Raw genomic sequence first — 26,676 nt, forward strand, 5'->3', positions numbered from 1 at the left:
GGCAAATTTGCAACGCACCATGGCCGGATTATTACCCGCGCAAGCGCCAGCCGGTTTTGAAGATCCACCAGATTACGGCCAGGCAGGTGCAAAGGAACAGCGCGATTGCCGCAAGGCTGAAGCCGATGGAGACATCTGCCATGCCAAAAAACGACCAGCGGAATCCCGAGATCAGATAGACAACGGGATTGAACAGGGTAACGGTTTGCCAGACCGGCGGCAGCATCGAGATCGAATAGAACGATCCGCCCAGAAAAACCAATGGCGTGACGATCAGAAGCGGCACCAGTTGCAACTGCTCAAAATTCCCGGCCCAGATACCAAGGATAAAGCCCAGCAAGGCAAAGCTGAGGCAGGTCAAAACCAGAAAGGCGACCATGGCGACAGGATGCGCGATGGTGAAATCGACGAACAGCGACGCCGTGAACAGGATCACGCAGCCGATGAACAGCGCCTTAGTCGCGGCGGCGCCGACATATCCGAGGACGATTTCCAGAAAGCTGATCGGCGCCGAAAGCAGTTCATAAACGGTACCGATGAACTTTGGGAAATAGATCCCGAAAGATGCGTTTGAAATCGACTGGGTGATCACCGACAGCATGACCAGACCCGGCACGATGAAGGCGCCATAGCTGACCCCTTCGACCTGATCGATGCGGCTGCCGATGGCGGCGCCAAAGACGACGAAGTACAGCGATGTCGACAGAACCGGCGACAGGAAGCTTTGCATGAGCGTGCGGAAAAAACGCGCCATTTCGAAACGATAGATTGCGGCAACGGCTGTCCAGTTCATGGCTTACCCTCTGATACCAGTCCGACGAAAATATCCTCAAGACTGCTTTGCTGCGTATTCACATCGGTCAAAACCAGTCCCGACTGGGCGACATCGTTCAGCAGGCGCGTGATCCCTGTACGTTCGGCCCGAATATCATATGTATAGATCAGGCTGCGCCCGTCCTTGCCCAGGTCAAGATTGTAATCGGCCAGAGCAGCCGGGACAGCGTCCAAAGCCGCGCTCAGGTGCACTTCCAGTTGTTTCTGCCCCATCCGGCCCATCAGCGCGTCTTTGTCTTCGACCAGCAGCAATTCACCGTTGTTGATCACGCCGACGCGGTCGGCAATGGCTTCAGCCTCTTCGATGTAGTGCGTGGTCAGGATGATCGTGACGCCGTCTTTTTTCAGCTCGTCGACGATGTCCCACATGTCCTTTCGCAGTTCGACATCGACGCCAGCGGTAGGTTCATCAAGAAACAGAACACGGGGTTCATGGGCCAGCGCCTTGGCGATCAGCACGCGGCGTTTCATCCCGCCCGACAATTCCTTTATCGAGCTGTCCTTCTTGTCCCACAAAGACAGGCGGCGCAGAATGTTTTCGACGAGTGCATCATCAGTTGGTTTGCCGAACAGCCCGCGCGAAAAGCGCACGGTATTGCGCACCTTTTCAAAGGGCTCCAGTGCGACTTCCTGCGGCACCAGACCAATCAGGCTTCGGGCTGCACGAAAATCTGTCAGGATGTCATGCCCGCCGACAGTCACCGTGCCCGCGCTTGGGGTGGTAATGCCGCAAATGGTCGAGATCAGGGTTGTCTTGCCTGCGCCATTAGGCCCGAGAAGGGCAAGAATTTCGCCCTCCTCAATATCGAGTGAGACACCTTTGAGTGCCTCGAACCCGCCCGCATAGACTTTGCGCAGGTCCTGAATGGACAGGATCGCCGTCATGTTGTGCCCCCTTGAGATTTCGGGACACTAGATCACGACGCCAGCAAGGGCCACAGCACAGGTGCACATATGCCTGCGCAATGATGCAGGGATCAGGCGTTGCCCGTCAGCTTCTTGAACCAGCCTTTTTTCTCGCCCTGTTCCGACGCTTCGCCCTCTTCGGACGGGCCTTCGATCTGTTCCTGAAGGTTGGTAAAGAACTGATCGGCCATCTTTTTGGCAAAGCCGTCGATCAGGCGGCTGCCCAGTTGCGCCAGCTTGCCACCGACCTTTGCGTCAACCTCGTAACTCAGGGTTGTGCCACCGCCATCGGCAGGGGCAAGAGACACGATTGCGCCGCCCTTGGCAAAGCCTGCAGCACCGCCTTTGCCTTCGCCGGTAATGGTCAGCTTTTCGTTCTCGACCAGATCGGACATCACGACCTGACCTTTGAACGTGGCCTTAACAGGGCCGACCTTCTGGGTGACCGTTGCGGTGTATCCGTCTTGCGGATTGCCTTCGACGGACTGGGCGCCAGGAACGCAGGCTTTAAGGACTTCCGGGTCCAGAATGGCTGCATAGACCGTCGCAGGGTCGGCCTGAATAACGCGCTGATCGCTCATATGCATAGCAAGGACTCCTCGTCTCATTTTCAGTCGGTGTAATCGATCACAGAATGGGGGCACAGGTACATACGACCATTTGGTGAAAAGACTACGACCAAATGGCTATGTCGCAAACAGTCATTGCTCAGGCCCCTTACCGTGATACGGCTGAAGAATGCACCACGAGGGAGGGCAGCCACATGCAAAACAGCGCGACCGCCCGGCCCGGTGCCGGGATCATCTTTGTGCTTGTCGGGATGTTGTCGATCTCGGTCAACGATATGCTGATCAAGCAATTGTCCGGTGGCTATCCGCTGCATCAGGTGGTGTTCACCCGCTCGGCCATCGGGATCATGTTCGGCCTGTGCATGGTGCAGTTTGAAGGCGGCTGGTCGATTTTGAGAACCAAACAGCCGCTGTTGCATACTTTGCGCGGGCTGACGGTCGTGATCTCGAACATGACATTCTTCGTGGCGCTGGCTGTGTTGCCGCTGGCGGACGCCACCGCCTTGTTCTTTGCGGCCCCCTTGTTCATCACCCTGCTGTCGATCCCGATACTGGGCGAAAAGGTCGGCCCGCTTCGGATGGGGGCCGTCATTGTCGGGTTTATCGGTGTCGTCATCATGCAGCGCCCATGGGAAAGCGGCGAAGCCCTGCAGGTCAGCCGGGTTGTCCTGATGCTGCCTTTGCTGTCCGCTTTGACCTATGCGTTGCTGCAATTGATGACCCGCAAACTGGGTGCGACGACCAAGGCGTCAGCAATGTCGGTCTACATTCAGGCGGTGTTCATCGTGGTGTCGGTGGGGTTCTTTGTGGTTGCTGGTGACGGGCGGTTTGCCGAAGGGTCAGACAGCGCAAGTGTTCAGTTCCTGCTCAGGGCCTGGGTATGGCCTGCCTCAGGCGACTGGCCATACATGATCGGATTGGGTCTGAACTCGGCCATCATCGGATACTGCCTCAGCCAAGCTTACCGGCTGTCGGATGCGGCGACCATTGCACCGTTCGAGTATGTTGGTCTGCCCTTTGCCGTGTTCTGGGGCTGGCTGATCTGGGCCGACCTGCCGGATTGGGAGGTCTGGACCGGCATGGCCCTTATCATGGCGGCCGGGTTGTTCGTTTTCCTGCGCGAGGGTCAGAAAGCCCGCCGCATCGCGCGGGCCGAGGTCAAGGCCCGGTATTGATCGGCACGACGTTTGAATCGGTTTCGACAGGCAACCCGTTTTGCATCGCGCTGATGCGGGCGCGGACAAGGTCGATATGCAAACGCGCATCATATTGGTTGTGCCGGTAGGCGGGCGGCAGTTTGAGTTTGGCCAGACTATCGTCAAGGTTTGCCAATCTGTCCTCCATGTCAGCAAGGGCCGCCATCGACGGAGACTGTGTGAGCGTTTCTTCGATCTTTCGAATTTCAGGGTAGTGCTGCCAGACCCGCCTGCGCATCAGATAGGCAAAGGCCTGTGGCAGCGCGCGCAACAACGGCAGAACAATGAAAATGAACGGCAAAAGCAGCAACAGCATCCGGTTGACCTGCGCCGCCATCCAATACGGCAGCCAGTCATGCCATGCGGAGGGACCATTCAGGATAAGGTTTCGGGCCGAGTTGTTGACGGGCAAGCCCGTACCTTCGACAGATGGGAACGTATTTGAGTCTGCGATGATCCCGCGCCGGCCATGCAACTCTATCGCGGCCATGGTCAACCGGTTGATCAGCGCCGGGTGCAGGTTTGAATTGACCACCAGCCGGGCTTCCAAAGCCAAAAGCGTGTGTGCGTCCGGGGGCTGAACCGGGTCAAGCGACATGGCGCCTGCCGGAATGGTCACTGTATTGGCATGGGCCAGACGCCGCGACACAGCTTCGACATAGTCCAGTTCAAGATACATGACGGCAGGTTCGTTCTGGATATCGTCCAGATACGGCGCATCAACGGGCGCTACAAAAACAGCAATGTCAATCGTGCCATCTATCAGGGCGTCCACAGCGTCTTCGTACTTCAGGGACAAGCGCGTGTTGTCGGCGTCGGTCAGCCCGACGGCCCGTTGGAAACCGTCGAAGACCGTTGCCGTACCCGACCCGTCCTGACCTGCGCTGATCCGTAGTCCCCGCCACAGGGCCGGGTTTCTTGAGGCGGTCAAATCGGACCGGGCAATAAAAAACATCGGTTCGAAAAACAGCGTTCCGATGGCTTCGATCGTGTCGCTCGAAACGGGGATGCCGCCCTGCAGGATCGCTGCATCGACGTCCTGCGCCACCATCAGGTCGGCGTTGTCCTGCGACCCGGCGGTCTCGCGAACCGTCAGCCGGATCCCGTCGCGGGCCAGAATGCGGCGATAGTCTTCGGCGATTTCAGCATAGGCGCCGCCGTCGGGGCCCGCTGCCATTACGATCTGTTTGGGCGGGTGTAGGCGTATCAGAATGATTGCCAGTCCGGCCAGAACAACAAATGCTCCGAACAAGACCCAGGCCCGCATTAGATTTTGCACGACGACAATCCACCTGAATCCCAATTTCCGCAAGACATGCTAGACGACGATTGCCATATGGCGCAAGCGGCAGCCGGACTCTGTCGTGGTCCTTTCAGAACAACCTGCGATGTCACCGATTGCGGCGCGGCAGTTCTTCGTTTGCAGTCCAATCCCAGGTGCCCTGATCGCGTTCAGACACGGCCTGCTTCCATCCGACCTCTTCCGAGCGGGTCTTGAAGTTGATGCCTTCGGGTGAATGCCGCGTGATCCCATCGAAAATGGTCGCCAGCCGCTGTGTTTGCATGATGCCGGTTTGTTCGATGGCCTGATTAATCACCAGTTTCTGCATCGCCAGTTGGTTGATCGGCACGCCAGCCATCCGCGCGGCCAGCTCTTCGACGCGGTCATCCAGTTGATCGGTGGGCACGGCTTCCAGAACAAGCCCCATATCGGCCGCCTCGCGCCCGGTGATCTTGTCGCCGGTGAACAGCATCCGCTTGGCCTTTTCTGCGCCCAGCCGATAGACCCACATTGCCGTGGTCGGGCAGCCCCAGACGCGTGCGGGCATGTATCCGATCCGGGCATCCTCGGCCATGATCGTCAGGTCGGCGCATAGCGCGATGTCCGATCCTCCGGCGACCGCAAAACCATGCACCTTGCAGATCACCGGTTTCACTGCCCGCCAGAGCGACATGAAATGCTGGGTGTTCTGCCACATGAACCGATAATCCTTGATCGGATCCCAGGGCATCTCCTGAGTCACCTCACCCGTGCCGTTGCCTTCGGCGTAAAACGTCAGATCATAGCCTGCGCAAAACGCAGGACCATTGCCGGACAGGACAATAACATGGACATCGTCATCCGCATCCGCCCGCGCCACTGCGTTGGCCAGATCGACTGGCATCTCGTCATTGATGGCATTCATGACTTCGGGCCGGTTCAGCGTCACCCGCGCGATCCGGCCATCCCGTTCATAGCTTACTGTTGTCATGTTCTGGTCTCCCTTAAGGTGAGCAGATCATGCGCCACGCGGAACGCAAAGCACAACGCGCCGTCATTCCGGGTCGGGGGTCGGTTCGCAGGCGCCTTCAGCGGTGCAGCGAAAGCCGGGATCGCAAATTGCACCGCCATTGCATCGGGTCGCACCGGGGACAGAACACGCCCCACCCTCAAGGCATAACTCATTTGGGCGGCACCAGCGCCCCATCCCGCAATCGGCAGCATTCTGAGGCACGCAGCCCCGGATCAGTGAACATTTGAACCCGGGACGGCATTGCGATCCGGTTTCACACAAGAACCATCCGAGGCGGGAACATCCGCCCGTTGGCAGGCAGGTGGTGCCCGCCGGGCAGGTACGACCAACGCCACACAGGGTTTCTCCAAGCCCCACGCAGGTTCCGCGTTCGCATCGGGTGCCAGAGGGGCAGGTCTTGCCACCGGGGCAGAGTGTTTCGCCAGCGGCAAGGCAGGTCAGACCGTTGTTGACGCAACGCTGCCCAAGCGGGCAGGTTCGCCCGCCGCCGCAATACGTGACTCCCAAGCCGATGCAATATCCATCCCATGTACATTGCTGCCCGGCGCTGCAACACGAGGTGAAGCCGCATTTCTGGCTGCCGATGGGGCACGTGTCGCGTACACCCTGCGCGGTGGCAGGGACGGCCATTAAAAGGCACAGCATCAGGGCGGTCAGGCGCAGTATCATGGGCACAGGGTCGCGCCCTGCGCGCTTCGACGCAAGGGCGCTTTCCCTCGCTGACCGGAAGAGTAGAGTAGGCGCATGGATTCGGGGCTGGATTATCATACTGCACGTGCGCTGCTGGAGTGGCAGGTTGAACTTGGCGTGACCGAGACAATCGGTGAGACGCCACTCAACCGGTATGACTTGCCCGACAAGCAGAAAAAAGTGACGCCGGGGCCCGGTCCGACTGCGGTTCCGCAAGCTGTGAAACCGAAAAAGGATGAAGATCCGGTCGAGATCGCCCGCATATCTGCCAGCGCCGCGCGCACGCTTGAGGATCTGAAAACCGCCTTGGCCGGGTTTGATTTGTGCGACCTGAAGAAAGGCGCGCGCAACCTTGTTTTTGCAGATGGCGTTCCGGACTCTCGCGTCATGATCATCGGCGAAGCGCCGGGGCGCGAGGAAGACCAGCAGGGGCGCCCCTTTGTCGGGCGCGCAGGCCACTTGCTGGACCGCATGCTTGAGGCGATCGGCCTGAGCCGTGCTGAAAATGTCTATATCACCAATGTCTTGCCGTGGCGGCCACCGCAGAACCGCGACCCCAAGCCGGACGAGATCGCAATGATGAAGCCGTTTCTGGAACGCCATGTGGCGCTGGCCAAGCCGGACGTGCTGGTGTTGATGGGCAATATCAGTTGCCAGACGGTGCTGGGGCGCCGCGGAATCACCCGGATGCGCGGCAAATGGGATCAGGCTTGGGATCTGCCCGTGATGCCGATGCTGCACCCCGCCTATCTGTTGCGCCAACCACAGGCCAAACGGGAGACCTGGGCTGATCTTCTGGACCTCAACGCACGTCTGCGGGAGAAAATATGAAAATTCTTGCCTTCTCTGATGTTCACATGGCGCGCTCACGGGCCGCCGATCTGGTCGCCGCCAGCGCCGAGGCGGATCTGGTGATCGGCGCAGGTGATTTTTGCAACATGCGCCAAGGTCTGACCGAGGCGATGGAGATGTTCGCCGGGGTCACCGCGCCGATGATCGTCGTACCGGGCAACGCCGAAAGCCATGATGAACTGGCCAAGGCCGCCAACCCGAATATGACCGTTTTGCACGGCAGTGGTTGTAAGGTGTTGGGGCTCGAAATCTTCGGTCTGGGCTATGCCGTCCCGGAAACGCCGTTCGGCGGCTGGTCTTGTGATTTGTCCGAGGACGAGGCCGAGAGGATGTTGGCCAAATGCGAAAACGCCGACATCATGGTGGTCCATTCACCCCCCAAAGGTGTGGCTGATGTGACGTCGGCCGGTCTGTCCATCGGATCGGTTGCGATCCACGCGGCGATCGAGCGGGTTCAGCCAAAACTGGCGCTGTGCGGCCACATCCATGACTGCTGGGGGCGCAGTGGCAAGATCGGTGAAACGCTGGTCTGCAATCTTGGCCCGACAGTCACCTGGTTCGAGATTGACCCATGATCGACCCGCTTGTTCTTCTGACGTTCATTCCCGCAGCGCTGGCTTTGAACCTGACACCGGGGGCGGATATGATGTTCTGTCTGGGGCAGGGACTGCGGTCGGGGCACCGCCCGGCCATGGCTGCCAGTGCCGGGATTGCGGTGGGCGGGATGGTGCATGTGACGCTGGCCGGGCTTGGCTTGGGGGCAGCCGTGGCCGCGATGCCATGGGTTTTGGACGTCTTGCGCTGGGTCGGGGTGGCCTATCTGCTTTACCTCGCATGGGTGGCTGTGGCAGGCCGCGCGCCTGCGCCGGACACACCGCAAATTCCGGCCAGCCGCGCCTTCCGGTCGGGGCTGTTTGTGAATCTCGCCAATCCCAAGGTGATCCTGTTTGTGTTGGCCTTTATCCCACAGTTTCTGGACGATACGCAGCCGCTCCTGGCGCAGTTCCTGATTTTCGGGGCCATCTTGTCGCTGGGCGGGTTCGTCATCAACGGGCTGGTTGGCGTCTTTGCCAGCAGGGCAGGTCGTCGGCTGGTCCGCAATGCGCGCGCCACCCGCATTCTGGGCTGGATCAGTGGCGGGATTTTTGCCGCACTGGCGTTTCGTCTGGCCATCATGGAAAGGGCATAATCGATGTCGCGTATTGATGAGAGCAAAGATTTCATTCCGATCCGCATCGCGGTTCTGACCGTTTCGGACAGCAGATCGCTGGACGAAGACCGGTCGGGTCAGGTGCTGGTCGACCGGATCGCGGCGGCAGGGCATACTCTGGCCGACCGCAAGATTGTTCGCGATGAACGTGGCGATATCTCGGACCAATTGCGCAGGTGGATTGCTGATAGCTCTGTGGACGTGATCATATCGACAGGTGGCACCGGGCTGACCGGACGTGATGTGACTGTCGAAGCGCACCGGGATGTCTATGAAAAAGAGATCGATGCCTTCGGAACCGTGTTCACCATGGTGTCGATGCAAAAGATCGGCACCAGCGCGGTTCAGTCACGTGCGACCGGCGGCGTTGCGGGCGGAACCTATCTTTTTGCGCTGCCCGGCAGTCCAGGTGCCTGCAAGGATGCGTGGGACGAAATCCTGTCGCTCCAGCTGGACTACCGGCATCGGCCCTGCAATTTTGTCGAAATAATGCCGCGCTTGGACGAACATATGCGACGGAAATAGGCACTTGGTGCGTTTCAACCGTGTAACTTGATTGTGGTTTGGCATTTTTCTTTCGACCGCTAGTTCAATATAAGGCTGGTTGAATGTGATCTTGGAGTGATTGCGGATGCGTTTTTTGCGTCAAAGTCTGGTTGGGGTGTTTCTGGCGTCGCTGACAGTGGCGCTGCTGGTCTATGCCGGCCAGATGGTCATGTCCGCCGTTCAGGATCGCATGGCCGATGATCGCAGCCCTCCAAAAGCGCGGGAACGTGTCTTTGCCGTCAATGTCAAAACGGCCAATTTCGAGACCGTTACCCCGATTTTAGAAGCGTTCGGGCAGGTTCAAAGCCGCCGGACGCTGGAATTGCGGGCAGCGACCGGTGGACGGGTGATCTGGCTGTCGGAAAGCTTTGAAGAGGGCGGAGTCGTTGAAAAGGGCGATGTTCTGCTGGAAATTGATCCGGCGGATGCGCAATCCGCTTTTGACCGGGTGGCAAGTGATCAACTGGATGCGCAGGCAGAGGTGCGCGAGGCGGAACGTTCATTGCTGCTGGCGCGCGACGAACTGGCCGCCGCGCAGGATCAGGCCGACTTGCGGGAACGCGCCTTTAATCGCCAGAAAGATCTGCTGGCCCGGGGTGTTGGAACCGCCACTGCGGTGGAAGAGTCCGAACTGGTCGCGGCTTCGGCTCGCCAATCGGTTCTGACCCGCCGGATCGCACTGGCAGGTGCCGAGGCCCGTGTGGATCAGGCCGCGACCCGGCTGGCGCGGGCTGGCATTGCTTTGGCTGAAGCCCAACGGGATATGGAAGATACCACTGTGACCGCTGAATTTAGCGGCACACTGGATGGCGTAACTTTGGTTCAGGGTCGACTTGTGTCGGCCAATGAAAAACTGGCCGAACTGATCGATCCGAATGCGCTGGAAGTCGCATTTCGGGTGTCGACGGCACAATATGCCCGGCTTCTGGATGATACGGGGCACCTGATCAAAGCGCCCGTCACCGCCATGCTGGATGTGACCGGCGTAGAGCTTAAAGCCACAGGCCGGATCAGCCGTGACAGTGCCGCTGCGGGCGAAGGCCAATCGGGTCGGATGATCTTTGCCCGACTGGACAAAGCGCCCGGGTTCAAGCCCGGCGATTTCATTACAGTGGCAGTCGAAGAACCGCCTCTGGACAATGTCGCCCGTCTGCCGGCCTCTTCCCTGGATGCGGCCCGCACTGTGCTGGTGCTTGACCCCGAAGACAGGTTGGAATCGTTGCCGGTGGTGCTGGTTCGGCGTCAGGGCGATGACGTGCTTTTGCGTGGCGAGGGATTGGCCGGGCGTGAAGTCGTTCTGGGTCGCACTCCGCTGTTGGGGGCCGGTATCCGGGTGCGACCGCTCAGGGATGGCCCGGCGGCAACACCTGCCGAACCGGAAACGACAGAACTGTCCCAGGAACGCCGCGACAGGCTGATCGCATTTGTCGAAGCCAACAACAAGATGCCTGACGAGATCAAGACTCGAATTCTCACCGCGCTGGGCAATGATCAGGTGCCCAAGCGTCTTGTCGACAGGCTCGAATCCCGGATGGGAGGGTAAGCTGCCATGGCGCGCAACATCCCCGGCGCTGCTAGCGGTCTGCTAAGCTATTTCACGCGCCACCGCACGGCAGCGAACTTGCTTCTGGTGGTCCTTGTGGTCCTGGGTGCGGCGTCGATCCCGAATATGCGCGCACAGTTTTTCCCGGACGTGATCGTGGCGAATGTCACGGTCAGCGTGACCTGGGATGGCGCCGGTCCCGAGGATGTGGACGGTGCGATTGTTCAGATTCTGGAACCTGCATTGTTGGCCGTCGAAGGTGTCGAAAGCTCGGCCTCGGTATCGCGCGAAGGCAGGGCCTCGATCACGCTGGATTTCGAACCCGGCTGGGATATGGCCCGCGCGGCGGATGATGTTCAAACCTCAGTCGATGCAATCACAACCCTTCCGGATGAGGCAGACGACCCTGTTGTGCGGCGGGGGGCCTGGCGCGATCGGGTGACGGACGTGGTCGTGACCGGCCCCGTTGCGCCTGAACAGCTGGGGTTGTTCGCTGACGAATTCGTTACGCGATTGTTTGCTGTCGGTGTAACGCGCACAACGATCCGCGGGATCGCCGCACCGCAGACGATTGTTAAAGTGCCGACCGCCAAACTGATCGCCAACGATATCAGCATGGCTGAAATTGCCAGCGCCATTGCAGCCGAGGTCGACGCCGATCCGGCTGGTGATGTAAGCGGGGCCAATGCCCGCGTGCGGACCGGGGTCGAAAAGCGGACAGCCGAAGAAATCTCGGATATCGTGCTGCGGTCCAACGCTGACGGCTCAAAGCTGCTGATATCGGATGTCGCAACCATTCTGGTCGAAGGTGTGGATCGCAACCGCACCTATTACGTCGGACCTGACCCGGCGGTTTCAATCCGCATCGACCGGTCGGATCAGGGCGATGCGATCAAGATCCAGCACACGGTGGAAGAAGTCGCCGCAGAGATGCAACTCAGCCTGCCGCAGGGCGTGACGCTGGAGCTGATCCGAACACGGGCTGCAGCGATCACTGATCGTCTGAACATTCTGGTCGACAATGCGCTGGTCGGGTTGGTGCTGGTGGTTTGCCTGCTGTTTCTGTTCCTGAACGCCCGCACAGCCTTCTGGGTGGCGGCAGGTATCCCGGCCTCGCTTCTGGCCGCCATCGCGCTGATGTATGCCTTTGGTCTGACGATCAACATGGTCAGCCTGTTTGGATTGATCATCACATTGGGCATCGTGGTGGATGACGCCATTGTTGTTGGTGAACATGCCGATTATCGCGCCCGACGGCTTGGTGAACACCCCGTGGTCGCCGCAGAAAACGCCGCCCGTCGCATGTTCATGCCGGTGCTTGCAGCGACGCTGACCACTGTGATCGCGTTTTTTGGCCTGACTGCCATTGGCGGTCGGTTCGGAGATCTTATCAAGGATATTCCGTTCACCGTGATCGTGGTTCTGATCGCGTCGCTGGTCGAATGCTTCCTGATCCTGCCTAACCACATGTCGCATGCCATCGCGCATTCGGCCAAGGAACACTGGTATGACTTCCCGAACCGCATCGTGAACAGAGGCTTTCGGTGGGTGCGCGATACCGTGTTCCGACCGTTCATGGGTTGGATCGTCTGGGGACGCTATGTCGTACTGGCCAGCGCAATCGTGATTCTGGCCAGCCAGATTACCGTCTTTATCAGCGGCGAAGTGCAATGGCGGTTCTTCAATGCGCCCGAACGCGGGTCGGTCACCGGGAACTTCGCCATGGTCGAAGGCGCGACCCGCTCTGACACGCTGGAAATGATGCGCGAAATGCAGCGCGCCACCGATGCATTGGGCAAGGAATACGAAGAGCGTTATGGCCGCAATCCTCTTGACTATGTGATGGCTGAAATTGGCGGCAACGCAGGGCGCGGGCTGGCTGGGGCCGACACTAAGGATGCCGATCAACTGGGTGGGATCAGTATCGAACTGATCGATGCGGATCTGCGTCCCGAGTATTCCAGTTTCGCCTTTGTGGGTGAGCTTCAGGACAAGGTGAACCGTCACCCGATGGTCGAAACCATCAGTTTCAGGGGCTGGCGTTCGGGGCCGGGTGGCGATGCGTTGGACGTACAGTTTTATGGCGCCGGTGTGGACGAGCTTAAGGGGGCCAGCCTGGATTTGCAGACCGCGCTTGCCCAATATCCCGAAGTTTCCGCCATCGAAGACAATCTGGCCTATGACAAGGAAGAGCTGATCCTTGATCTGACCGCGCAGGGGCAGGCGCTGGGCTTTACCATCGACACACTGGGTCGTGCCTTGCGCGACCGGCTTAACGGGATCGAGGCTGCCACCTATCCCGACGGTCCGCGCAGTGCTGCGATCCGGGTGGAACTGCCAGAGGGCGAACTGACGGCCGATTTCCTTGAACGCACGCTGATGCGGGCACCGCAGGGAATCTATGTTCCGTTGGCCGACATCGTGAGCGTCGCGCAGCGCACCGGGTTTTCGACCGTGCGGCGCGAAAACGGCGTCCGGCTGATCAGTGTGACCGGAGATATTTCGGAAGACGACCCAACCCGCGCAACTGAAATCGAAGAGGCGCTGAAAAACGAAATCCTCCCGAAAATCGCCAGTGAACGTCAGGTTGAGTGGCGGCTTTCCGGGTTGAGCGAACAGGAAGACGACTTTCTGAACGATGCGCGTACAGGCCTGATCCTGTGTCTGACCGGGATCTACCTTGTTCTAGCGTGGGTGTTTGCAAGTTGGACGCGACCCCTTGTGGTAATGGCGGTCATTCCCTTTGGTCTGGTCGGCACGATCTATGGCCACAATGTCTGGGATGTGCCGCTCAGCATATTCACCGTGGTTGGTCTTTTGGGCATGACCGGCATCATCATCAACGACTCTATCGTTCTGGTATCGACCATTGATGAGTATGCCGAGGACCGTGGGTTGATTCCGTCGATTGTCGACGGCGCGGCGGACCGGCTGAGGCCAGTGATGCTGACGACGCTGACCACGGTTCTGGGTCTGGCGCCGCTGCTCTACGAAACCTCGCAACAGGCGCAGTTCCTGAAACCCACCGTGATTACTCTGGTCTATGGGTTGGGCTTTGGCATGTTCCTGGTGTTGCTTGTGGTTCCGGCTTTGGTGGCGATGCAGCGCGACTTCTCGCGCCCTCTGACGGCGTTGCGCCGGGCGCTGCACAGCCCCAATCGCGGTATGCGCGGTGTTGTTGTCGTCTCGGGGGTTTTGATTTTGGGCTGGCTGGCCGCCACAATGGGATGGACCCTTGTCAACGGTGCTTTGCCGGTCGAATTCACCACCGCGTTGCCAGCCCTAGGGGCCATTGCACCGCTGCGCGCCGCATTGATGCTGTTCGTGTCCGGCACGATGGGTATCATCCTGGTGGTGTATTTGTTCGCAGCGCTGCTTTACGGACGCGCGATGGCGCGGCGGGCCTGAACCCGGGCCAAGGCCAGATCCATGACCTCCAGCACGCTGTCGCTTAGGTCATAGTGGCCCGACCGCAGATCTGCGAAGGCGATCCACTTCGCGTCCAGCGCGTCGTCATCCGCCACCGGTGACCCGCTGTGATAGTCACACAGAACGGCAGCAAGAAGAAAATGTGCGGTGACGCTGCCGTTGTCGTCGTGCCGCAAGACGTCAATGTTTGTCAAATAGCCAACCGCTTCGGCCCGAACGCCGGTTTCTTCGTGCAGTTCGCGAACGGCGGCCTGCAGCGCGGTTTCACCCAGCTCCACATGACCGCCGGGGAACCCCCACAACCCCGCGTCCGGGTCTTTGCTGCGCTGAACCAGCAGAACATCTGTATCGCGAACCAGAACAGCAATCGCGGCAAGATGGGGGCGCTGAGTCACTACGTTTTACCCGGCTGAACAGCCGCGGATGTCGACCGAATGGCTTTTGCCAAGAACTGTGATGCGGATTTGCGACCGGTCGATGGCAAAGCTGCCGCCGGTATCCCGGATCAGTTCGGTTGAGGTGACCAGCACGTTGCCCGCGCGGTGTGTCGCGCTTTCGGCCGCCCATAGCCGTGGGTCGCCTGGTTCGATCACCGCGATCTCGGTGCCGCCAGCAGATGGCATGGTGATCCGTGCTTCGACCCGCATCCCATCGGGGGTCGGTGATAATGTGCAGGTGGTCGATTTCACACCCGCCTCCGAGGCCGTATAGGGCCGTTGTGCCATGGCTGCGACAATGGCCGGGTTGCGCCCGGCACCAGCGTCAAGCCGATGGTCAAAATCAACAGAACCGGGGATGCAGACGTCACTACACAGTCCAATATCCATACGGCCTTTCAACCGCACAGGGGTGCCGTCTTTGGATGGCGTAACCTCGACCGGTAAGACCAATTCATTCGAATACCCGATGGTGCGCAGCCCGTTTGTCAAGAATACTTCTGGTTCTGGCCAGGTGATCGCCACGGCACCGACGTTGCGCGAGCCGCGCCAGTTGAAGCTGGGCGGAATACCTGCATCACCCGGGGCACGCCAATAGGTCTTCCACCCTTGCGACAACGTCAGACGCAGCGCGGTCATATAGGTGCCGTCGCGGGTCATCCCGCCATCCAGCACTTCGACCTGCACAAGGCCGTCCAGTTCAGACCCCGCTCGAACGTCAGTCGAAGGGAAAACAAGGGCGGCGCAGGCAGCAAGGGTAAAGGCAATTGATTTCAGCATGCATCTTAGATGCGCATTTCGGGATGAAATGCCAAGTCACGTTCCGGTCAACATATTGCAATCTTCGCAGATACCGGTTCAGCCCTTGCACGGCCGCAGATGCAGCGCCATGTTTAAGAGATGGAAAAGCTGGACTGCACAATGAACCTGACCGGGAAACTTCTGATCGCAATGCCGAACATGGGCGATGTCCGGTTCGAACACTCGGTCGTGTTTCTATGCAGTCACGGCGCAGAGGGGGCGATGGGGTTGATCGTGAACAAGCCCGCCGCCGATCTGGTCCTGTCTGATCTTCTCAAACAACTGGACATAGGGCTGCAACGCCCTGACCGGGGACGGATGCCGATCCATTTTGGCGGGCCGGTTGAAACCTCGCGCGGGTTTGTTCTGCATTCGACCGATTATGACGCAAATCTGCATTCGATGAAGGTGTCCGACGGGTTCAGCATGACAGCCACGCTGGATGTGCTTGAGGATCTGGCGTCAGGGCAGGGACCGGACAGCGCCCTGTTGATGCTGGGATATGCAGGCTGGGGGCCGGGGCAACTGGAGTCCGAGATTGCCATGAATGGCTGGTTGACGGCGGATGCTGACCCGGACCTGATTTTTAGGTCGCCCGACGGACAGAAGTGGGAAGTTGCCCTGCAGCAACTCGGTATCAGCCCGCTAGCCCTGTCAGCAAGCGCTGGCCACGCCTGAGGGCGGCGACTGTCTGGGCGCGGCGGCGCGGCGCAGGCGATCATTGATTGCAGCGCCAAGCCCGTGGTCTGGGATCGGGGCAATGGCAATCGGGCGTTTCAGACTGTCCAGTTGGTGAAAAAACCCAAACAGATTAGCCGCTGCTTCGGCCAGATCACCGGATGGCGACAGGTTCAGGTCGCATGCCATGTCGCCAAACCCCAGCAGAACCTCATCCACCCTGGCAGTCACGGCGTTCAGCCGGACGGCAGCAGAGGGCGCATAGTGACTAAGCAACTGGCCGGGCGCAGTAAGCGGGTCGCCCGACGCAAGGCGGGCCAAAGATGTTCCCAATCGGGCTTCGATCGCTTCGGCGGGTACGCCGCCGGGGCGCAAAAGGGTCGGTTCGCCCGCCAGGCCGACGATGGTGGATTCGACCCCGACGCTGCAGGGGCCCGCATCCACGACAGCAGCGATTTTGCCATCCAGACCGGCCAACACATGGTCTGCCGTGGTCGGGCTGATCCGGCCTGACGGATTTGCAGATGGCGCAGCGACCGGGCCGTCAAACAATTCAAGCAACCGATGTGCCACCGGATGCGCCGGAACCCGAACAGCCAGCGTCTCAAGCCCCGCCGTCACCAGCGACGAAATTCCATGCCCTGATTTCAGCGGCAAAACCAATGTCAGCGGTCCCGGCCAAAAGGCGTGCGCCAGCAGATCGGCCTGCGGGGACCAAACCACATAACGCTGCGCGGCTTGCGTTGATGCGACGTGCACGATCAGCGGATTGAAACTGGGCCGACCCTTGGCCTCATACACCCGCGCCACGGCGTCACCATTGCGCGCATCGGCGCCCAACCCATAGACAGTTTCGGTCGGCAACGACACGACGTCACCGGCGCGCAACAGCGCTGCGGCCCGCGTCAGATCGGCTTGGCTGGTCCCAAGATGAAGGGTCGTCGGGGCATTCATGGCTATGACGCGGCGTTTTGGTTGCTTGTTTGGTGGGCGACGATAGGTAATCTTCCCAAGCTAATTCCATACCGGTGCCTGAGGCCGATGCCAAGTCTGGCGCGCACCGGACCGCTCAAGACAAAACGAGGAATGTCATGACATACCGTGCCCCCGTTCCAGATTATGAATTCCTGCTGCGCGAAGTGGTGGGGTTTGACCAGGTCGCTGCGACAGACCGCTTTGCCGAGGCAGACGGTGATCTGGTGACCGCCATCCTGACCGAAGCCGGCAAGATGTGCGAAGAAGTGATGGCCCCGCTGCAGCGCAACGGCGACCTGCACCCGGCCAAGCTTGAAAACGGCGTGGTCCGGACCTCGCCCGGCTATGCCGACGGGTTCAAGGCCGTGGCCGAAGGTGGCTGGATCGCGATGAGCGGGAACCCCGAATATGGCGGCATGGGTCTGCCCATGGCGCTGACCACATCCGTGAACGAAATGATGAGCGCGGCCTGCCTGTCACTGCAACTGGCCCCGCTGATGAGCCAGGGCCAGATCGAGGCGATGGAACATCACGCCAGCGATGCGCTGAAAGACCTCTACCTGCCCAAACTGATGAGCGGTGAGTGGACCGGCACCATGAACCTGACCGAACCGCAGGCCGGATCGGATGTTGGCGCGCTGACCTCCAAGGCCGTGCCAAATGGCGACGGAACTTACGCGGTGTCTGGTCAGAAGATCTATATCTCGTGGGGCGACAACGATTTTGCGGGCAATATCTGCCATCTTGTGCTGGCACGCCTGCCCGATGGCGTTCCCGGAACCAAAGGCATCAGCCTGTTTCTGGTGCCGAAGTACATTCCCGATGAAAACGGCAACCCCGGTGTCGCGAACGATCTGAAGGTCGTGTCGCTGGAACACAAGATGGGCCTGCATGGCTCACCCACCTGCGTGATGGAATATGCCGGGGCCAAAGGCTGGCTGATCGGTGAAGAAAACGGCGGCATGGCTGCAATGTTCACCATGATGAACAACGCCCGTCTGGGTGTTGGCGGTCAGGGCGTTGGCGCTGCCGAAGGTGCCTATCAACACGCGCTGGCCTATGCGATGGAGCGCAAGCAGGGCAAAACCCCTTCGGGCACAATTGTCGATCACGCAGATGTGCGCCGGATGCTGGCGACAATGAAAGCCGATGTGTTCGCATCACGCGCGATCCTGTTGGCCTGCGCGGTTGCCATCGACATGCAGACCGCAACCGGGTCCGCCGAATGGAAATCCCGCGCGGCGTTCCTGACCCCGATCGCCAAGGCGTTCGGTACCGAAACCGGCATTGAAGTGTCCGAAGTTGGTGTGCAGGTGCACGGCGGCATGGGCTTTATCGAAGAAACCGGCGCGGCACAGTATTATCGCGATGTGCGCGTGACGGCGATCTATGAAGGCACCAACGGCATTCAGGCGATGGATCTTGTCGCCCGCAAGATGATGGACGGTGGCGAAGCTGCCGCGCGTCTGCTGGATGAAATCGAAGATCAGGCAGAACGCGCCCGTGTGCAGTATCCGGACATGGCCGAAGCGGTCTGGCAAGCGACCGAGTCACTGCGTGAAACGACCGAGTGGCTGGTATCGCAGACGGATCTGAACGACCGGTTTGCCGGGGCCGTTCCGTACCTCAAGGCGTTTGCGCGGGTGCTGGGCGGGCACTATCATCTGGCCGCGGCAATGGCCGATCCGGGCAGCGCCCGTGAAAAACTGGCGCGGTTCTATATCGAAAGCCTGTTGCCGGAAACGTCGTCGCTGCTTGCGCAGGCTCAGACGGGTGCCGGAACTCTGTTTGCGCTTAGCTCTGACGATTTGGCGGCCTGATTCATGGATGGAGAAGCAGCCCTGACGATGCGCTACCCTTGGGAGGATGCTCCGGCCCACGGCGAAGCTATCGAAATCGCCGAAGGTGTGCTGTGGCTGCGCTTTCCGTTGCCGATGAAACTGGACCATGTCAACGTTTATGCCTTGGATGACGGCGACGGCTGGACGGTGATCGACACCGGGTTCAACTCTGAAAAGATGCGGGATTTGTGGCGCACGGTCATGGACGGTCCGCTCAAGGGCAAGCCCGTGAAACGGGTTGTTGTCACGCACCACCATCCTGACCATGTCGGGCTGGCGGGATGGCTACAGTCCGAATTCGGAGCGCAACTGATCACCACGCGAACCTCGTGGTTGTTTGCGCGGATGCTGACGCTGGACGTTCAGACCGAAATGACTCAGGAAAACATCGCCTTTTACCGGTCGGCGGGGATGGATCCTGACATTTTGGCTGAACGCATCGCCGAACGTCCCTTCAACTTTGCCGACATCGTCTATCCGATGCCCTCGGGGTACACTCGGATCAAGCAGGGCGACGTGTTCCGCATGGGCGGACGCGACTGGGACGTGCATATCGGCAATGGCCATGCCCCTGAACAGGCGACATTCTGGAGCCGGGATGACAATCTGGTCCTGAGCGGAGACCAGATCCTGTCGTCGATCAGCCCGAACATCGGCGTCTACCCGACCGAACCCGAGGCAGATCCGCTTGCCGACTGGCTGGAAAGCTGTGAACGGCTGGCGACACTGGCGCGGTCCGATCATCTGGCGCTGGGCGGACACAAGTTGCCGTTTGTCGGTCTGCCACTGCGTATGCGGCAACTGGCCGACAATCATCACAGCGCCTTGGACCGGATGCTTGATCATCTGAAAACGCCCGGAACGGCTGCGGATTGCTTTCTGGCAGTCTTCAAACGCCAGATCGGCAAGTCCGAATACGGGATGGCCCTGGTTGAAGCCGTGGCGCATGTGAACCATCTTTACCTGACGGGTGCCGTGACCCGCACCCGACGCGAGGACGGCGCCTGGCTGTATCAAAGCAAGGCCTAGCATCATGGATGACAAGATCAGAACAGCGGCGGAAGCGTCAGAAACAGACGCTATCCCGCGGGTTCACGAGGTCCACGCGAATCCCGACGCTGTGCCCAAGATGCGCGAAATTCCGGATCCGCTGAAACAACCGGTGTCCAAGAAAAGCCCGGCAAGATGGGCGTATGAGCGCCTGATCCTATACATTCGTAATTTCGAAGAACAGCTCGACAGTTCGCATGAGATCGCCATGGGCTTCACCGGCGGCGACGCCGGTGTTCTCAGGATCGAAGGTATGGGGTATTATGACCCCGATATCGTGACCTTTTATGGCAGTGATGCGAGCGGCGCGAAGACGCAGTTGATCCAGCATGTAAGTCAGCTGAACGTCATGCTGCGGGCTTTGCCAAAGCCGCAGGCAGAAACTCCGGCAAAGCGTATCGGGTTCCGGCTGGCAGCAGATCTGGAAGAACACTGACGCAGGTAGCTGCGTCAACTTGTCCCGAATTGGCTTGCGCTCGACCGCTCGGTTAGGTTGAATGGCTGAAAGTTTGGGAGGTCGCGTGTGTCCTATTTCGGCGCCGTCATTCGGTCATTTGAAGACGCCTGGTCCCGGCGCGGTTTCATCTTCTCCATCTATGTTGCCCTGCAAATTGCTGCCTATGCTGTAATCGCACCGGCGGTCAGCGCGGTGATCAATCTGGCGGTTTCCTTGTCGAATCAAAGCGCTCTGACGGATCAGGACATCGCGTTGTCGATTCTGTCACCCGGTGGATTTGTCGTGGCGCTGGCCGTGGTAAGTGTCCTCCTGTTGGCGGAAGTTGTCGGGTTTACCTTCATAGCGGCGGTTCTGCGGCAAGACAGCACCGGTCTACAGGCGGCCCGAACGGCGCTGGCCCTTGTGCTGTACAAGTCGCGGGCGCTTTTGACCTTTGCGGTGATATTCGTCGCCCGGGTTCTGGCCCTGGCTCTGCCGTTTCTGTTGGCCGCATTGCTGGTGGCGATGTGGTACCTGACCGAATTCGACATCAACTATTACCTGACCTTCAAACCACCCGAATTCAAATGGGCCGTTGCGATCATCGCCGTGATCATGATCGCGATGATCGCAGGCTTGCTGGTACGTCTGACAAGTTGGGCAATGGCGCTGCATCTGGTGTTGTTCTCAGATCTGGCGCCAATGAAGGCCTTTGCCGCCAGCACCGAGCAGATGCAGGGGCGCAAAGGGCGATTGCAGATCGAACTCGTGATCTGGTTGCTGATCCGCGTTGCCGCCACCCTGTTGGTCGGCGCTTTGGCAGGTTTCGTCTTGAACCTGATCCCGTTGCACTCCGGGTCGGGGTTGAAATTTGCGTTGTTGATCACCGCGTTGGCGGGGTTAAGCTGGATGATCGCGGGCATCTTGATCTCGGCTATTGCGCTTGGCGCGCTGGCGGCGCTTTTGGATACGTTCTTTGACGGACCGCGAAAACCACTGCCAGAAAATGCTCTGCCACCTGAAGGGTCACTGCGCAAAAAGCTGATCCTGACGGCAGCCGGGATCAGTGTAGTCGCTGTCGCAGGGTTCTGGTCCGGGGCCGCGCTTCTGGATCAGGTCAGGACCGAGGATCAGGTCGAGATTATCGGCCACCGCGGCGCTGCCGGGTTGAAGCCGGAAAACACCATGGCGTCGATTTTGCAGGCGATCGAGGATGGGGCTGACTGGGTCGAGATTGACGTTCAGGAAACCGCAGACGGCGAAATCGTGGTCATGCATGACAGCGACTTCATGAAGCTGGCACAGGTCAATCTGAAAATCTGGGACGCGACCATGGCGGATATCGCAGATATCGATATCGGAAGCTGGTTCGACCCCGCCTATGCCGACCAGCGCGCCCCGCTTTTGCGTGATGTTCTGGCCGCTGCCAAAGGAACGCCGTCACGGGTTCTGATCGAGCTCAAGTATTACGGTCATGACGTAGATCTGGAAAACCGGGTCATCGCCATTGTCGAGGATATGGGGATGGCGGATCGTATCGCCACCATGTCCCTGAAATACCCGGCTGTCCTGAAAATGCAGCAACTGCGCCCGGATTGGCGGGTTGGCGTTCTGGCGGCGACAGCGGTTGGCGATCTGGCGGGGCTGCAGGCCGATTTCGTTGCCGTGAATACCGGTATCGCCCGGGCCCCCGTGATCAACTCGGTCGGATCGGCGGGCAAGGATCTGTATGTCTGGACGGTGAATGACCCGCTTGAGATGTCGCGCATGATGTCACGCGGCGTCAATGGCCTGATCACCGACGAACCGGCTTTGGCGCGGCAAGTTCTGGCAATCCGCGCCGAGCTTAGCACGCCCGAGCGGTTGATCTTGTGGGTGTCACAGGTGCTGGGTCTGGATCTGAATGGAAAAACGTATCGCGATGAAAGTCCTTAAGGTTGCAAGAGTGATCGCTGTGTTAGCTGTTGGTCCGGCAACGGCTCAGGACAATGCTTTGGGGCGGACGATCGAAATACCGGCACACCAGGCGCTGTTTGCGGTGATAGATGGTGGGGCGGATCTGGCCCCGTTTGCGACCGACGGATGCAGCGGCGGGCTGTCCGAAAGCTGGGCACTGGTTGCGGATTGGTTTCCCGAATTCGCCGAAGCCCATGATCAGAAACCGCCGTGGGAAGCGTGCTGTGTGACCCATGATCACGCCTATCACAACGTCGGAGGGGCCGATTCTCCCGAAGACAGCTTTGCGGCAAGACTGGCAGCAGATGAAACCCTGCGCGCTTGCGTCAGGGCGACGGGGCAGGACCGGCAGGATGAAATCATCGACCTTTATGATGTCAGTGCCGGGCAAGTTACGGCGGCTTATGACGCGATAGCGGGGTCAATGTATCTGGCTGTGCGATTCGGCGGAGGGCCGTGTTCGGGGCTTCCATGGCGCTGGGGGTACGGGTATCCACAGTGCTCTGTGTTCACCACTCCGACAAAAACCGACTGATGCGACCCTCTGCCCGCGATTGACGTGGTGACAGATCGTCCGCTATTCGGTATCAAATCAGCGAAATGCGAATAGGAAGAACACTCATGGCTGAACATAAGCACGGCGAAATGGATACCTCGGTCCAGACGGCAACCTTTGACGGTTTCATCAAATTTGTGACCTGGTCGGTGATCGTGATCCTGGTCTTGGTTGTCCTGATGGCCATCTTCATCTCCTGATATCTGATGGTCTGATCGGAGTTTCTTGCCGTGCGACGACTGCTGTATCTCTGTGCAATTTTGCTGGCTGTTGTCGGCTGCGCCAGTCCGTCGCCGTTCGCGGATGATGCTAGCATTGCGGCTGTGTCGTATCGCGACCCGGGAACGTCATCTTTGACGCTCTATACGATGGTGAACAACCGGACCGGTGCGGGTGGGCATTCTGCGCTGCTGATCAACGCGTCCGAACAGGTGATCTTTGATCCCGCCGGGTCGTTTTATGCCGATATCGTGCCGGAACGGAACGATGTGTTGTTTGGGATCACCCCGGGCATTGAGCGGGCTTATCGCAGCGCCCATGCCCGCAGCACGCACCACGTCGTCTCTCAGACCGTTCAGGTCACTGCGGCACAGGCCGAAATCGCTTATCAGCTGGCGCTTACTGCGGGGCCTGTTCCCGGCGCAATGTGTGCTCAGTCAATTTCGTCTTTGCTCCGGAAGGTTCCGGGGTTCGAGCCGATCAATACGACGTATTATCCCGTCAAACTGCAAGAACAGTTCGAAACGATACCGGGCGTGCAGACCGAAAAGCTGGTCGAGGAAGATGAGCCGGATTTGAACGCAGCCCTGAAAAAGGCCAACGCCAAGCTGAATACAGCGCCGTCGCCGAACTAACCCAGCAGATAGAACAATCCGTAAAGGGTTCCGGCGCCGCTGAAGATGGCGGCGAACAAGTTCTTTGTAACGTATCCGACAACAACGGTCACCGCCGCGGCCATCAGGCGCGCCAAATCAGGCGTGCCGCCGGTGGCTGCGGGCCAGACCGTGGCCGGGGCAACCATCGCGGGGATGATCGCTACGGCCGTGTAACGCAGGTGACGCAAAAGCCAGTCGGGCATTGGCCGATCGCCGATCAACCCAAGAAACACAAACCGCAGTGTAAAGCTGCCGATGGCAAGGCCGACGATGATAATCCAAAGCTGTACAGTGTCACCGTTCATCCCAAAGCCCCTTTTCCCGAAGCATGACTTCGACACGGGCACCGGCCATCATGCCGGAAATCCCGCCCACGATCAGGCCCAGGTTAAAGGGCAACCCGGCAGCCAATAGTGCCACTGCGACGGCAACAAAAGCCGCCGCAACATGGGCCAAGGTGCGCAGCATCGGCGCAGCAATGGCCAGAAACGTGATGGGAAGCGCAAAATCCAAGGCCCAGCTTTCAGGGATCTGTGCACCTAGAACCGCACCTGCCAGCGAAGAGGCGTACCATGCGGGCACAATCGGGGTCATTGTTCCAAAGAAGAAACGGATCCGGGCAGCCAATGACATCTCCGGGCTGGTTTCGTAGTGCGCGATCGACAGGGCATAAGACTGATCGACGGTGAAATAGGCGATAAACGCACGTTGCCACAACGGTGCCGCGCCCAGATAGGGCGTCAACGACGCTGAATACATTGCCATCCGCAGGTTCACAGCCAACGCAGACGCCAGTGCCACCGCAGTTGGCGCCCCTTCGTTCAGCATTTGGATCGCGGTCAGCTGCGCAGCACCCGCGAACACGGTCATCGAAAATGTCATGGTCTCAAAAACCTGCAACCCGGCTTCGGTCGCAAGCACGCCAAACAAGGCCCCGAACGGCGCAACGATCAGAAGAAACGGCAAACCTTTGCGAAATCCGTCCCAATAGGCAGACGAAAGGGGAGAACGGGCCATCGGCTTTTCCTATGCAGACACCGTCGCTGTATCGCTGTGTTCTGGCCGGTGCAATCGCAGATCCGGATAGCGCAGCGGATCGGCTTATCCGGCAACTTCCAAACGTTCGCGCAGCGGCGCGGTGTCGCCTGCGCGCATCCGCCCGTTTTTCTGAACAAAGACGGCACGCACTTCGAACCCGGTCAGAACCGTGCGTTCGCCAACCCGCCCTTTGTATGCCAGGCGCAAAGTGCGGCTGGTCCAGTCTTCGATTCGCAGCTCAAGCGTCAGCACATCGTTTGCCGTCGCAGGCGTCAGGAATTGCGCGCCGACATCGACCAGGCCCAGCCCGTGGGCGCCGATTTCTTCACACAGCGCCAGATGACCGCCTGCACGCTTTAGTACGAAAGCGTGAAAGCAATGATCGAACCACCGGAAGTAGTTGGGGTAAAAAACGATCTGGGCGGGATCGCAGTGTCCGAAGCTGATCGGTACATCCATCGTGAAATCGGGTTGGGACATTGGTTGAAATCCAGTTTGGAAATAAGTGTCTGTGCCTGCAACTGACCTTAACCATCCGCAGGAGGCAACGCCGGATTTTGCCGCAGGAGCTGCCGATACGCTGCTGAACCGATGAACAGGAACAGACTGTTGCCCGGCACCAATCGAAAAATATCGGCATAATTCGTTGCGCTTGGCGCGCTCTCTGGGCAAGGTTAACGAGCAAAATCAAGAATGCTGGAACCAATACCGGCGATAGGGAGAATAACATGAAGAAATTTACCACACTGGCTTTGGCTGCCAGCCTGATGGCCTCGACCGCATTTGCTGAACCGGTCAAGATTGGCTTCGTTACAACGCTAACCACGGGTGCTGCCGTGATCGGCAAAGAGATGCAGCAAGCTGCCAATCTGGCAATGGATCACTTGGGCGGCATGGCTGGCGATACCAAGCTTGAAATCATCTATGCAGATGACGGGTTCGCCCCTGAGACCGGCAAGCAGGCCACCGACAAGCTGGTCAAACAGGACGATGTAGATTTCATCACCGGCTTTATCTGGAGTCATGTTCTGCTCGCGTCGCGCAAATCAGCGCTGGATGGCGGCAAATTCCTGATTTCGGCCAACGCCGGCCCCAGCCAGATTGCGGGCAAGCTGTGCGACAAGAACTTCTTCTCGACCTCTTGGCAGAACGACCAGACGCCGATGGCTATGGGCGAAGTGCTGAATCAGGTCGGTGTCAAATCGCTGTACATCATGGCGCCGAACTATGCGGCGGGTAAAAACATGGTGGCGGGCGTCGAACGCACGTTCTCGGGTGAGATCAAAGGCAAGGACCTGACCAAATGGGGCGCTGACGCCCAACTGGATTTCTCGGCTGAATTAGCCAAGGCAAAAGCATCCGGCGCGGATGGTCTGTTTGTGTTTTATCCCGGCGCTGCCGGTGGCGCGTTCATCAAGCAGTATCATCAGGCCGGTCTGAAAGATGTGCTGCCGCTTTACACGGTGTTCACCGTTGACGGGCTGTCGATCCCCAAACTTCAAGCCGCAGATTTCCAGTCGGTTCTGGGAAGCCGGTCAACCGGCGCATGGGACCCATCGCTGGACAACGCGGCCAACCAGAAGTTCGTTAGCGACTTCAAAGCCAAGTATGGCGCATATCCGTCGAACTATGCGGCGCAGTCTTATGACGCGATCAACCTGATCGCCAGTGCGGTGGAAAAAGTCGGTGGTGACATGTCCAACATGGACGCCGTGCGCGCGGCCTTGAAAGAGGCCGACTATGCGTCTGTGCGCGGCGATTACACCTATGGCGAAAACCACTTCCCGGTGCAGGATTTCTATCTGCGCGAAGTGGTCGCCGATGCGGACGGCACATGGACCACCAAAGTCGTTCAGACCGTCTATAACGATCACGTCGACAGCTATGCTGCCGACTGCAAAATGAAGTGATCTGAACCGGATCGTCTGCGCCGGCCGGGGTCGCCCCGGCCGGCTTTTTCAAGC

28 protein-coding genes are annotated in these 26,676 nt (G+C 59.3%); 16 read left to right on the forward strand and 12 right to left on the reverse strand.

Translation table 11 applies throughout. From position 1 onward, the window contains the following. Positions 1-31: 31 nt before the first annotated feature. The 3 genes from FOY56_RS14125 to FOY56_RS14135 all read right to left on the reverse strand — a co-directional run bounded on the left by FOY56_RS14125 (position 32) and on the right by FOY56_RS14135 (position 2,327). The gene (locus FOY56_RS14125) at positions 32-793 is read right to left on the reverse strand and encodes an ABC transporter permease (RefSeq protein ID WP_146346507.1); all 762 of its coding nucleotides are present in this window, start codon (positions 791-793) and stop codon (positions 32-34) included. Continuing rightward, a complete protein-coding gene (locus FOY56_RS14130; protein WP_146346508.1) occupies positions 790-1,719 on the reverse strand; it encodes an ABC transporter ATP-binding protein in 930 nt (309 codons plus the stop codon). Before FOY56_RS14130 ends, FOY56_RS14125 begins: the two co-directional genes overlap by 4 nt. A 92-nt stretch (positions 1,720-1,811) precedes the next feature. Then, positions 1,812-2,327 carry an SRPBCC family protein gene (locus FOY56_RS14135; protein WP_146346509.1) on the reverse strand — a complete coding sequence of 172 codons (516 nt, stop codon included), beginning with the start codon at positions 2,325-2,327 and terminating at the stop codon, positions 1,812-1,814. 176 nt (positions 2,328-2,503) lie between these two features. Here FOY56_RS14135 and FOY56_RS14140 point away from each other — a divergent pair, with 176 nt between their 5' ends. After that, entirely contained in the window at positions 2,504-3,484 is a 981-nt protein-coding gene (locus FOY56_RS14140; RefSeq protein WP_146346510.1) for a DMT family transporter, read from the forward strand. Here FOY56_RS14140 and FOY56_RS14145 read toward each other — a convergent pair. From FOY56_RS14145 to FOY56_RS14155, 3 genes are all read right to left on the reverse strand, one after another. Beyond that, positions 3,468-4,784 carry a TAXI family TRAP transporter solute-binding subunit gene (locus FOY56_RS14145; RefSeq protein WP_146346511.1) on the reverse strand — a complete coding sequence of 439 codons (1,317 nt, stop codon included), beginning with the start codon at positions 4,782-4,784 and terminating at the stop codon, positions 3,468-3,470. The two genes, FOY56_RS14140 and FOY56_RS14145, sit on opposite strands and share 17 nt — an antisense overlap. A gap of 112 nt (positions 4,785-4,896) precedes the next feature. Continuing rightward, positions 4,897-5,757, reverse strand: coding sequence for a crotonase/enoyl-CoA hydratase family protein (locus FOY56_RS14150; RefSeq protein ID WP_146346512.1), 861 nt, complete (start codon positions 5,755-5,757; stop codon positions 4,897-4,899). A gap of 63 nt (positions 5,758-5,820) precedes the next feature. Next, positions 5,821-6,468 carry a scavenger receptor class F, member 2 gene (locus FOY56_RS14155; RefSeq protein ID WP_246139499.1) on the reverse strand — a complete coding sequence of 216 codons (648 nt, stop codon included), beginning with the start codon at positions 6,466-6,468 and terminating at the stop codon, positions 5,821-5,823. A 75-nt stretch (positions 6,469-6,543) separates the two neighbouring features. On the opposite strand from FOY56_RS14155, the gene FOY56_RS14160 reads away from it, so the two are divergent. The 6 genes from FOY56_RS14160 (at position 6,544) to FOY56_RS14185 (ending at position 14,048) form a co-directional block, all read left to right on the forward strand. Next, positions 6,544-7,320: a uracil-DNA glycosylase gene (locus FOY56_RS14160; RefSeq protein ID WP_146346513.1), complete on the forward strand. Its 777-nt coding sequence runs from the start codon at positions 6,544-6,546 to the stop codon at positions 7,318-7,320. Beyond that, positions 7,317-7,916, forward strand: a complete 600-nt coding sequence (locus FOY56_RS14165) for a metallophosphoesterase family protein (RefSeq protein WP_146346514.1) — start codon at positions 7,317-7,319, stop codon at positions 7,914-7,916. The genes FOY56_RS14160 and FOY56_RS14165 overlap by 4 nt, the downstream gene beginning before the upstream one ends. Beyond that, positions 7,913-8,530, forward strand: a complete 618-nt coding sequence (locus FOY56_RS14170; RefSeq protein ID WP_146346515.1) for a LysE family translocator — start codon at positions 7,913-7,915, stop codon at positions 8,528-8,530. The genes FOY56_RS14165 and FOY56_RS14170 overlap by 4 nt, the downstream gene beginning before the upstream one ends. Before the next feature lie 3 nt (positions 8,531-8,533). Next, positions 8,534-9,076 carry a molybdenum cofactor biosynthesis protein B gene (moaB, locus tag FOY56_RS14175; protein ID WP_146346516.1) on the forward strand — a complete coding sequence of 181 codons (543 nt, stop codon included), beginning with the start codon at positions 8,534-8,536 and terminating at the stop codon, positions 9,074-9,076. A 106-nt stretch (positions 9,077-9,182) separates the two neighbouring features. Next, positions 9,183-10,640, forward strand: coding sequence for an efflux RND transporter periplasmic adaptor subunit (locus FOY56_RS14180; RefSeq protein ID WP_146346517.1), 1,458 nt, complete (start codon positions 9,183-9,185; stop codon positions 10,638-10,640). A gap of 6 nt (positions 10,641-10,646) precedes the next feature. Continuing rightward, a complete protein-coding gene (locus FOY56_RS14185) occupies positions 10,647-14,048 on the forward strand; it encodes an efflux RND transporter permease subunit (protein ID WP_146346518.1) in 3,402 nt (1,133 codons plus the stop codon). On the opposite strand, the gene FOY56_RS14190 is transcribed toward FOY56_RS14185, so the two are convergent. Together FOY56_RS14190 and FOY56_RS14195 are read right to left on the reverse strand one after the other, a co-directional pair. Further along, positions 14,018-14,464 (reverse strand): NUDIX hydrolase, encoded by a 447-nt coding sequence (locus FOY56_RS14190; RefSeq protein WP_146346519.1) that lies wholly within the window; start codon positions 14,462-14,464, stop codon positions 14,018-14,020. The genes FOY56_RS14185 and FOY56_RS14190 overlap by 31 nt on opposite strands. A 6-nt stretch (positions 14,465-14,470) precedes the next feature. Further along, positions 14,471-15,286, reverse strand: a complete 816-nt coding sequence (locus tag FOY56_RS14195; protein WP_146346520.1) for a protein-disulfide reductase DsbD domain-containing protein — start codon at positions 15,284-15,286, stop codon at positions 14,471-14,473. Positions 15,287-15,427: 141 nt separating this feature from the next. Here FOY56_RS14195 and FOY56_RS14200 point away from each other — a divergent pair, with 141 nt between their 5' ends. Beyond that, entirely contained in the window at positions 15,428-15,985 is a 558-nt protein-coding gene (locus FOY56_RS14200; protein ID WP_146346521.1) for a YqgE/AlgH family protein, read from the forward strand. Here the strand turns inward: FOY56_RS14200 and FOY56_RS14205 are convergent. Continuing rightward, on the reverse strand, positions 15,962-16,939 hold the full coding sequence (locus tag FOY56_RS14205; protein WP_146346522.1) for an L-threonylcarbamoyladenylate synthase: 978 nt from the start codon (positions 16,937-16,939) through the stop codon (positions 15,962-15,964). The two genes, FOY56_RS14200 and FOY56_RS14205, sit on opposite strands and share 24 nt — an antisense overlap. A gap of 137 nt (positions 16,940-17,076) precedes the next feature. Between FOY56_RS14205 and FOY56_RS14210 the strand changes: the two genes are divergently transcribed. The 7 genes from FOY56_RS14210 (at position 17,077) to FOY56_RS14240 (ending at position 23,653) form a co-directional block, all read left to right on the forward strand. Then, positions 17,077-18,780, forward strand: coding sequence for an acyl-CoA dehydrogenase (locus FOY56_RS14210; protein WP_146346523.1), 1,704 nt, complete (start codon positions 17,077-17,079; stop codon positions 18,778-18,780). A gap of 3 nt (positions 18,781-18,783) precedes the next feature. Next, complete coding sequence (locus FOY56_RS14215; RefSeq protein ID WP_146346524.1) at positions 18,784-19,830, forward strand: MBL fold metallo-hydrolase; 1,047 nt, start codon at positions 18,784-18,786, stop codon at positions 19,828-19,830. A gap of 4 nt (positions 19,831-19,834) precedes the next feature. Further along, positions 19,835-20,287 (forward strand): DUF6173 family protein, encoded by a 453-nt coding sequence (locus FOY56_RS14220; protein WP_146346525.1) that lies wholly within the window; start codon positions 19,835-19,837, stop codon positions 20,285-20,287. 87 nt (positions 20,288-20,374) lie between these two features. After that, positions 20,375-22,222 carry a glycerophosphodiester phosphodiesterase family protein gene (locus tag FOY56_RS14225; protein ID WP_146346526.1) on the forward strand — a complete coding sequence of 616 codons (1,848 nt, stop codon included), beginning with the start codon at positions 20,375-20,377 and terminating at the stop codon, positions 22,220-22,222. Continuing rightward, the gene (locus FOY56_RS14230) at positions 22,191-22,778 is read left to right on the forward strand and encodes a hypothetical protein (RefSeq protein ID WP_246139491.1); all 588 of its coding nucleotides are present in this window, start codon (positions 22,191-22,193) and stop codon (positions 22,776-22,778) included. The genes FOY56_RS14225 and FOY56_RS14230 overlap by 32 nt, the downstream gene beginning before the upstream one ends. An 86-nt stretch (positions 22,779-22,864) precedes the next feature. Next, positions 22,865-22,999 (forward strand): aa3-type cytochrome c oxidase subunit IV, encoded by a 135-nt coding sequence (locus FOY56_RS14235; RefSeq protein ID WP_146346527.1) that lies wholly within the window; start codon positions 22,865-22,867, stop codon positions 22,997-22,999. A gap of 30 nt (positions 23,000-23,029) precedes the next feature. Then, a complete protein-coding gene (locus FOY56_RS14240; RefSeq protein ID WP_146346528.1) occupies positions 23,030-23,653 on the forward strand; it encodes a hypothetical protein in 624 nt (207 codons plus the stop codon). On the opposite strand, the gene FOY56_RS14245 is transcribed toward FOY56_RS14240, so the two are convergent. The 3 genes from FOY56_RS14245 to FOY56_RS14255 all read right to left on the reverse strand — a co-directional run bounded on the left by FOY56_RS14245 (position 23,650) and on the right by FOY56_RS14255 (position 25,192). Continuing rightward, positions 23,650-23,979, reverse strand: coding sequence for an AzlD domain-containing protein (locus FOY56_RS14245; protein ID WP_146346529.1), 330 nt, complete (start codon positions 23,977-23,979; stop codon positions 23,650-23,652). The two genes, FOY56_RS14240 and FOY56_RS14245, sit on opposite strands and share 4 nt — an antisense overlap. Continuing rightward, complete coding sequence (locus FOY56_RS14250) at positions 23,969-24,691, reverse strand: AzlC family ABC transporter permease (RefSeq protein ID WP_146346530.1); 723 nt, start codon at positions 24,689-24,691, stop codon at positions 23,969-23,971. Before FOY56_RS14250 ends, FOY56_RS14245 begins: the two co-directional genes overlap by 11 nt. An 84-nt stretch (positions 24,692-24,775) precedes the next feature. Then, positions 24,776-25,192 carry an acyl-CoA thioesterase gene (locus tag FOY56_RS14255; RefSeq protein ID WP_146346531.1) on the reverse strand — a complete coding sequence of 139 codons (417 nt, stop codon included), beginning with the start codon at positions 25,190-25,192 and terminating at the stop codon, positions 24,776-24,778. Positions 25,193-25,440: 248 nt separating this feature from the next. Here FOY56_RS14255 and FOY56_RS14260 point away from each other — a divergent pair, with 248 nt between their 5' ends. Beyond that, positions 25,441-26,622: an ABC transporter substrate-binding protein gene (locus FOY56_RS14260; RefSeq protein ID WP_146346532.1), complete on the forward strand. Its 1,182-nt coding sequence runs from the start codon at positions 25,441-25,443 to the stop codon at positions 26,620-26,622. Positions 26,623-26,676 lie beyond the last annotated feature (54 nt).

Source organism: Falsiphaeobacter marinintestinus, assembly GCF_007923355.1.
Lineage (GTDB): Bacteria > Pseudomonadota > Alphaproteobacteria > Rhodobacterales > Rhodobacteraceae > Phaeobacter_A > Phaeobacter_A marinintestinus.

Coding starts and splice junctions, on each gene's coding strand:
- FOY56_RS14140 (WP_146346510.1), top strand. CDS start 2,504: ATGCAAAACAGCGCGACCGCCCGGCCCGGTGCCGGGATCATCTTTGTG.
- FOY56_RS14200 (WP_146346521.1), top strand. CDS start 15,428: ATGAACCTGACCGGGAAACTTCTGATCGCAATGCCGAACATGGGCGAT.
- FOY56_RS14210 (WP_146346523.1), top strand. CDS start 17,077: ATGACATACCGTGCCCCCGTTCCAGATTATGAATTCCTGCTGCGCGAA.
- moaB (WP_146346516.1), top strand. CDS start 8,534: ATGTCGCGTATTGATGAGAGCAAAGATTTCATTCCGATCCGCATCGCG.
- FOY56_RS14230 (WP_246139491.1), top strand. CDS start 22,191: ATGGAAAAACGTATCGCGATGAAAGTCCTTAAGGTTGCAAGAGTGATC.
- FOY56_RS14155 (WP_246139499.1), bottom strand. CDS start 6,468: ATGATACTGCGCCTGACCGCCCTGATGCTGTGCCTTTTAATGGCCGTC.
- FOY56_RS14260 (WP_146346532.1), top strand. CDS start 25,441: ATGAAGAAATTTACCACACTGGCTTTGGCTGCCAGCCTGATGGCCTCG.
- FOY56_RS14135 (WP_146346509.1), bottom strand. CDS start 2,327: ATGCATATGAGCGATCAGCGCGTTATTCAGGCCGACCCTGCGACGGTC.
- FOY56_RS14255 (WP_146346531.1), bottom strand. CDS start 25,192: ATGTCCCAACCCGATTTCACGATGGATGTACCGATCAGCTTCGGACAC.
- FOY56_RS14215 (WP_146346524.1), top strand. CDS start 18,784: ATGGATGGAGAAGCAGCCCTGACGATGCGCTACCCTTGGGAGGATGCT.
- FOY56_RS14185 (WP_146346518.1), top strand. CDS start 10,647: ATGGCGCGCAACATCCCCGGCGCTGCTAGCGGTCTGCTAAGCTATTTC.
- FOY56_RS14130 (WP_146346508.1), bottom strand. CDS start 1,719: ATGACGGCGATCCTGTCCATTCAGGACCTGCGCAAAGTCTATGCGGGC.
- FOY56_RS14165 (WP_146346514.1), top strand. CDS start 7,317: ATGAAAATTCTTGCCTTCTCTGATGTTCACATGGCGCGCTCACGGGCC.
- FOY56_RS14180 (WP_146346517.1), top strand. CDS start 9,183: ATGCGTTTTTTGCGTCAAAGTCTGGTTGGGGTGTTTCTGGCGTCGCTG.
- FOY56_RS14150 (WP_146346512.1), bottom strand. CDS start 5,757: ATGACAACAGTAAGCTATGAACGGGATGGCCGGATCGCGCGGGTGACG.
- FOY56_RS14235 (WP_146346527.1), top strand. CDS start 22,865: ATGGCTGAACATAAGCACGGCGAAATGGATACCTCGGTCCAGACGGCA.
- FOY56_RS14195 (WP_146346520.1), bottom strand. CDS start 15,286: ATGCTGAAATCAATTGCCTTTACCCTTGCTGCCTGCGCCGCCCTTGTT.
- FOY56_RS14125 (WP_146346507.1), bottom strand. CDS start 793: ATGAACTGGACAGCCGTTGCCGCAATCTATCGTTTCGAAATGGCGCGT.
- FOY56_RS14245 (WP_146346529.1), bottom strand. CDS start 23,979: ATGAACGGTGACACTGTACAGCTTTGGATTATCATCGTCGGCCTTGCC.
- FOY56_RS14160 (WP_146346513.1), top strand. CDS start 6,544: ATGGATTCGGGGCTGGATTATCATACTGCACGTGCGCTGCTGGAGTGG.
- FOY56_RS14170 (WP_146346515.1), top strand. CDS start 7,913: ATGATCGACCCGCTTGTTCTTCTGACGTTCATTCCCGCAGCGCTGGCT.
- FOY56_RS14220 (WP_146346525.1), top strand. CDS start 19,835: ATGGATGACAAGATCAGAACAGCGGCGGAAGCGTCAGAAACAGACGCT.
- FOY56_RS14250 (WP_146346530.1), bottom strand. CDS start 24,691: ATGGCCCGTTCTCCCCTTTCGTCTGCCTATTGGGACGGATTTCGCAAA.
- FOY56_RS14205 (WP_146346522.1), bottom strand. CDS start 16,939: ATGAATGCCCCGACGACCCTTCATCTTGGGACCAGCCAAGCCGATCTG.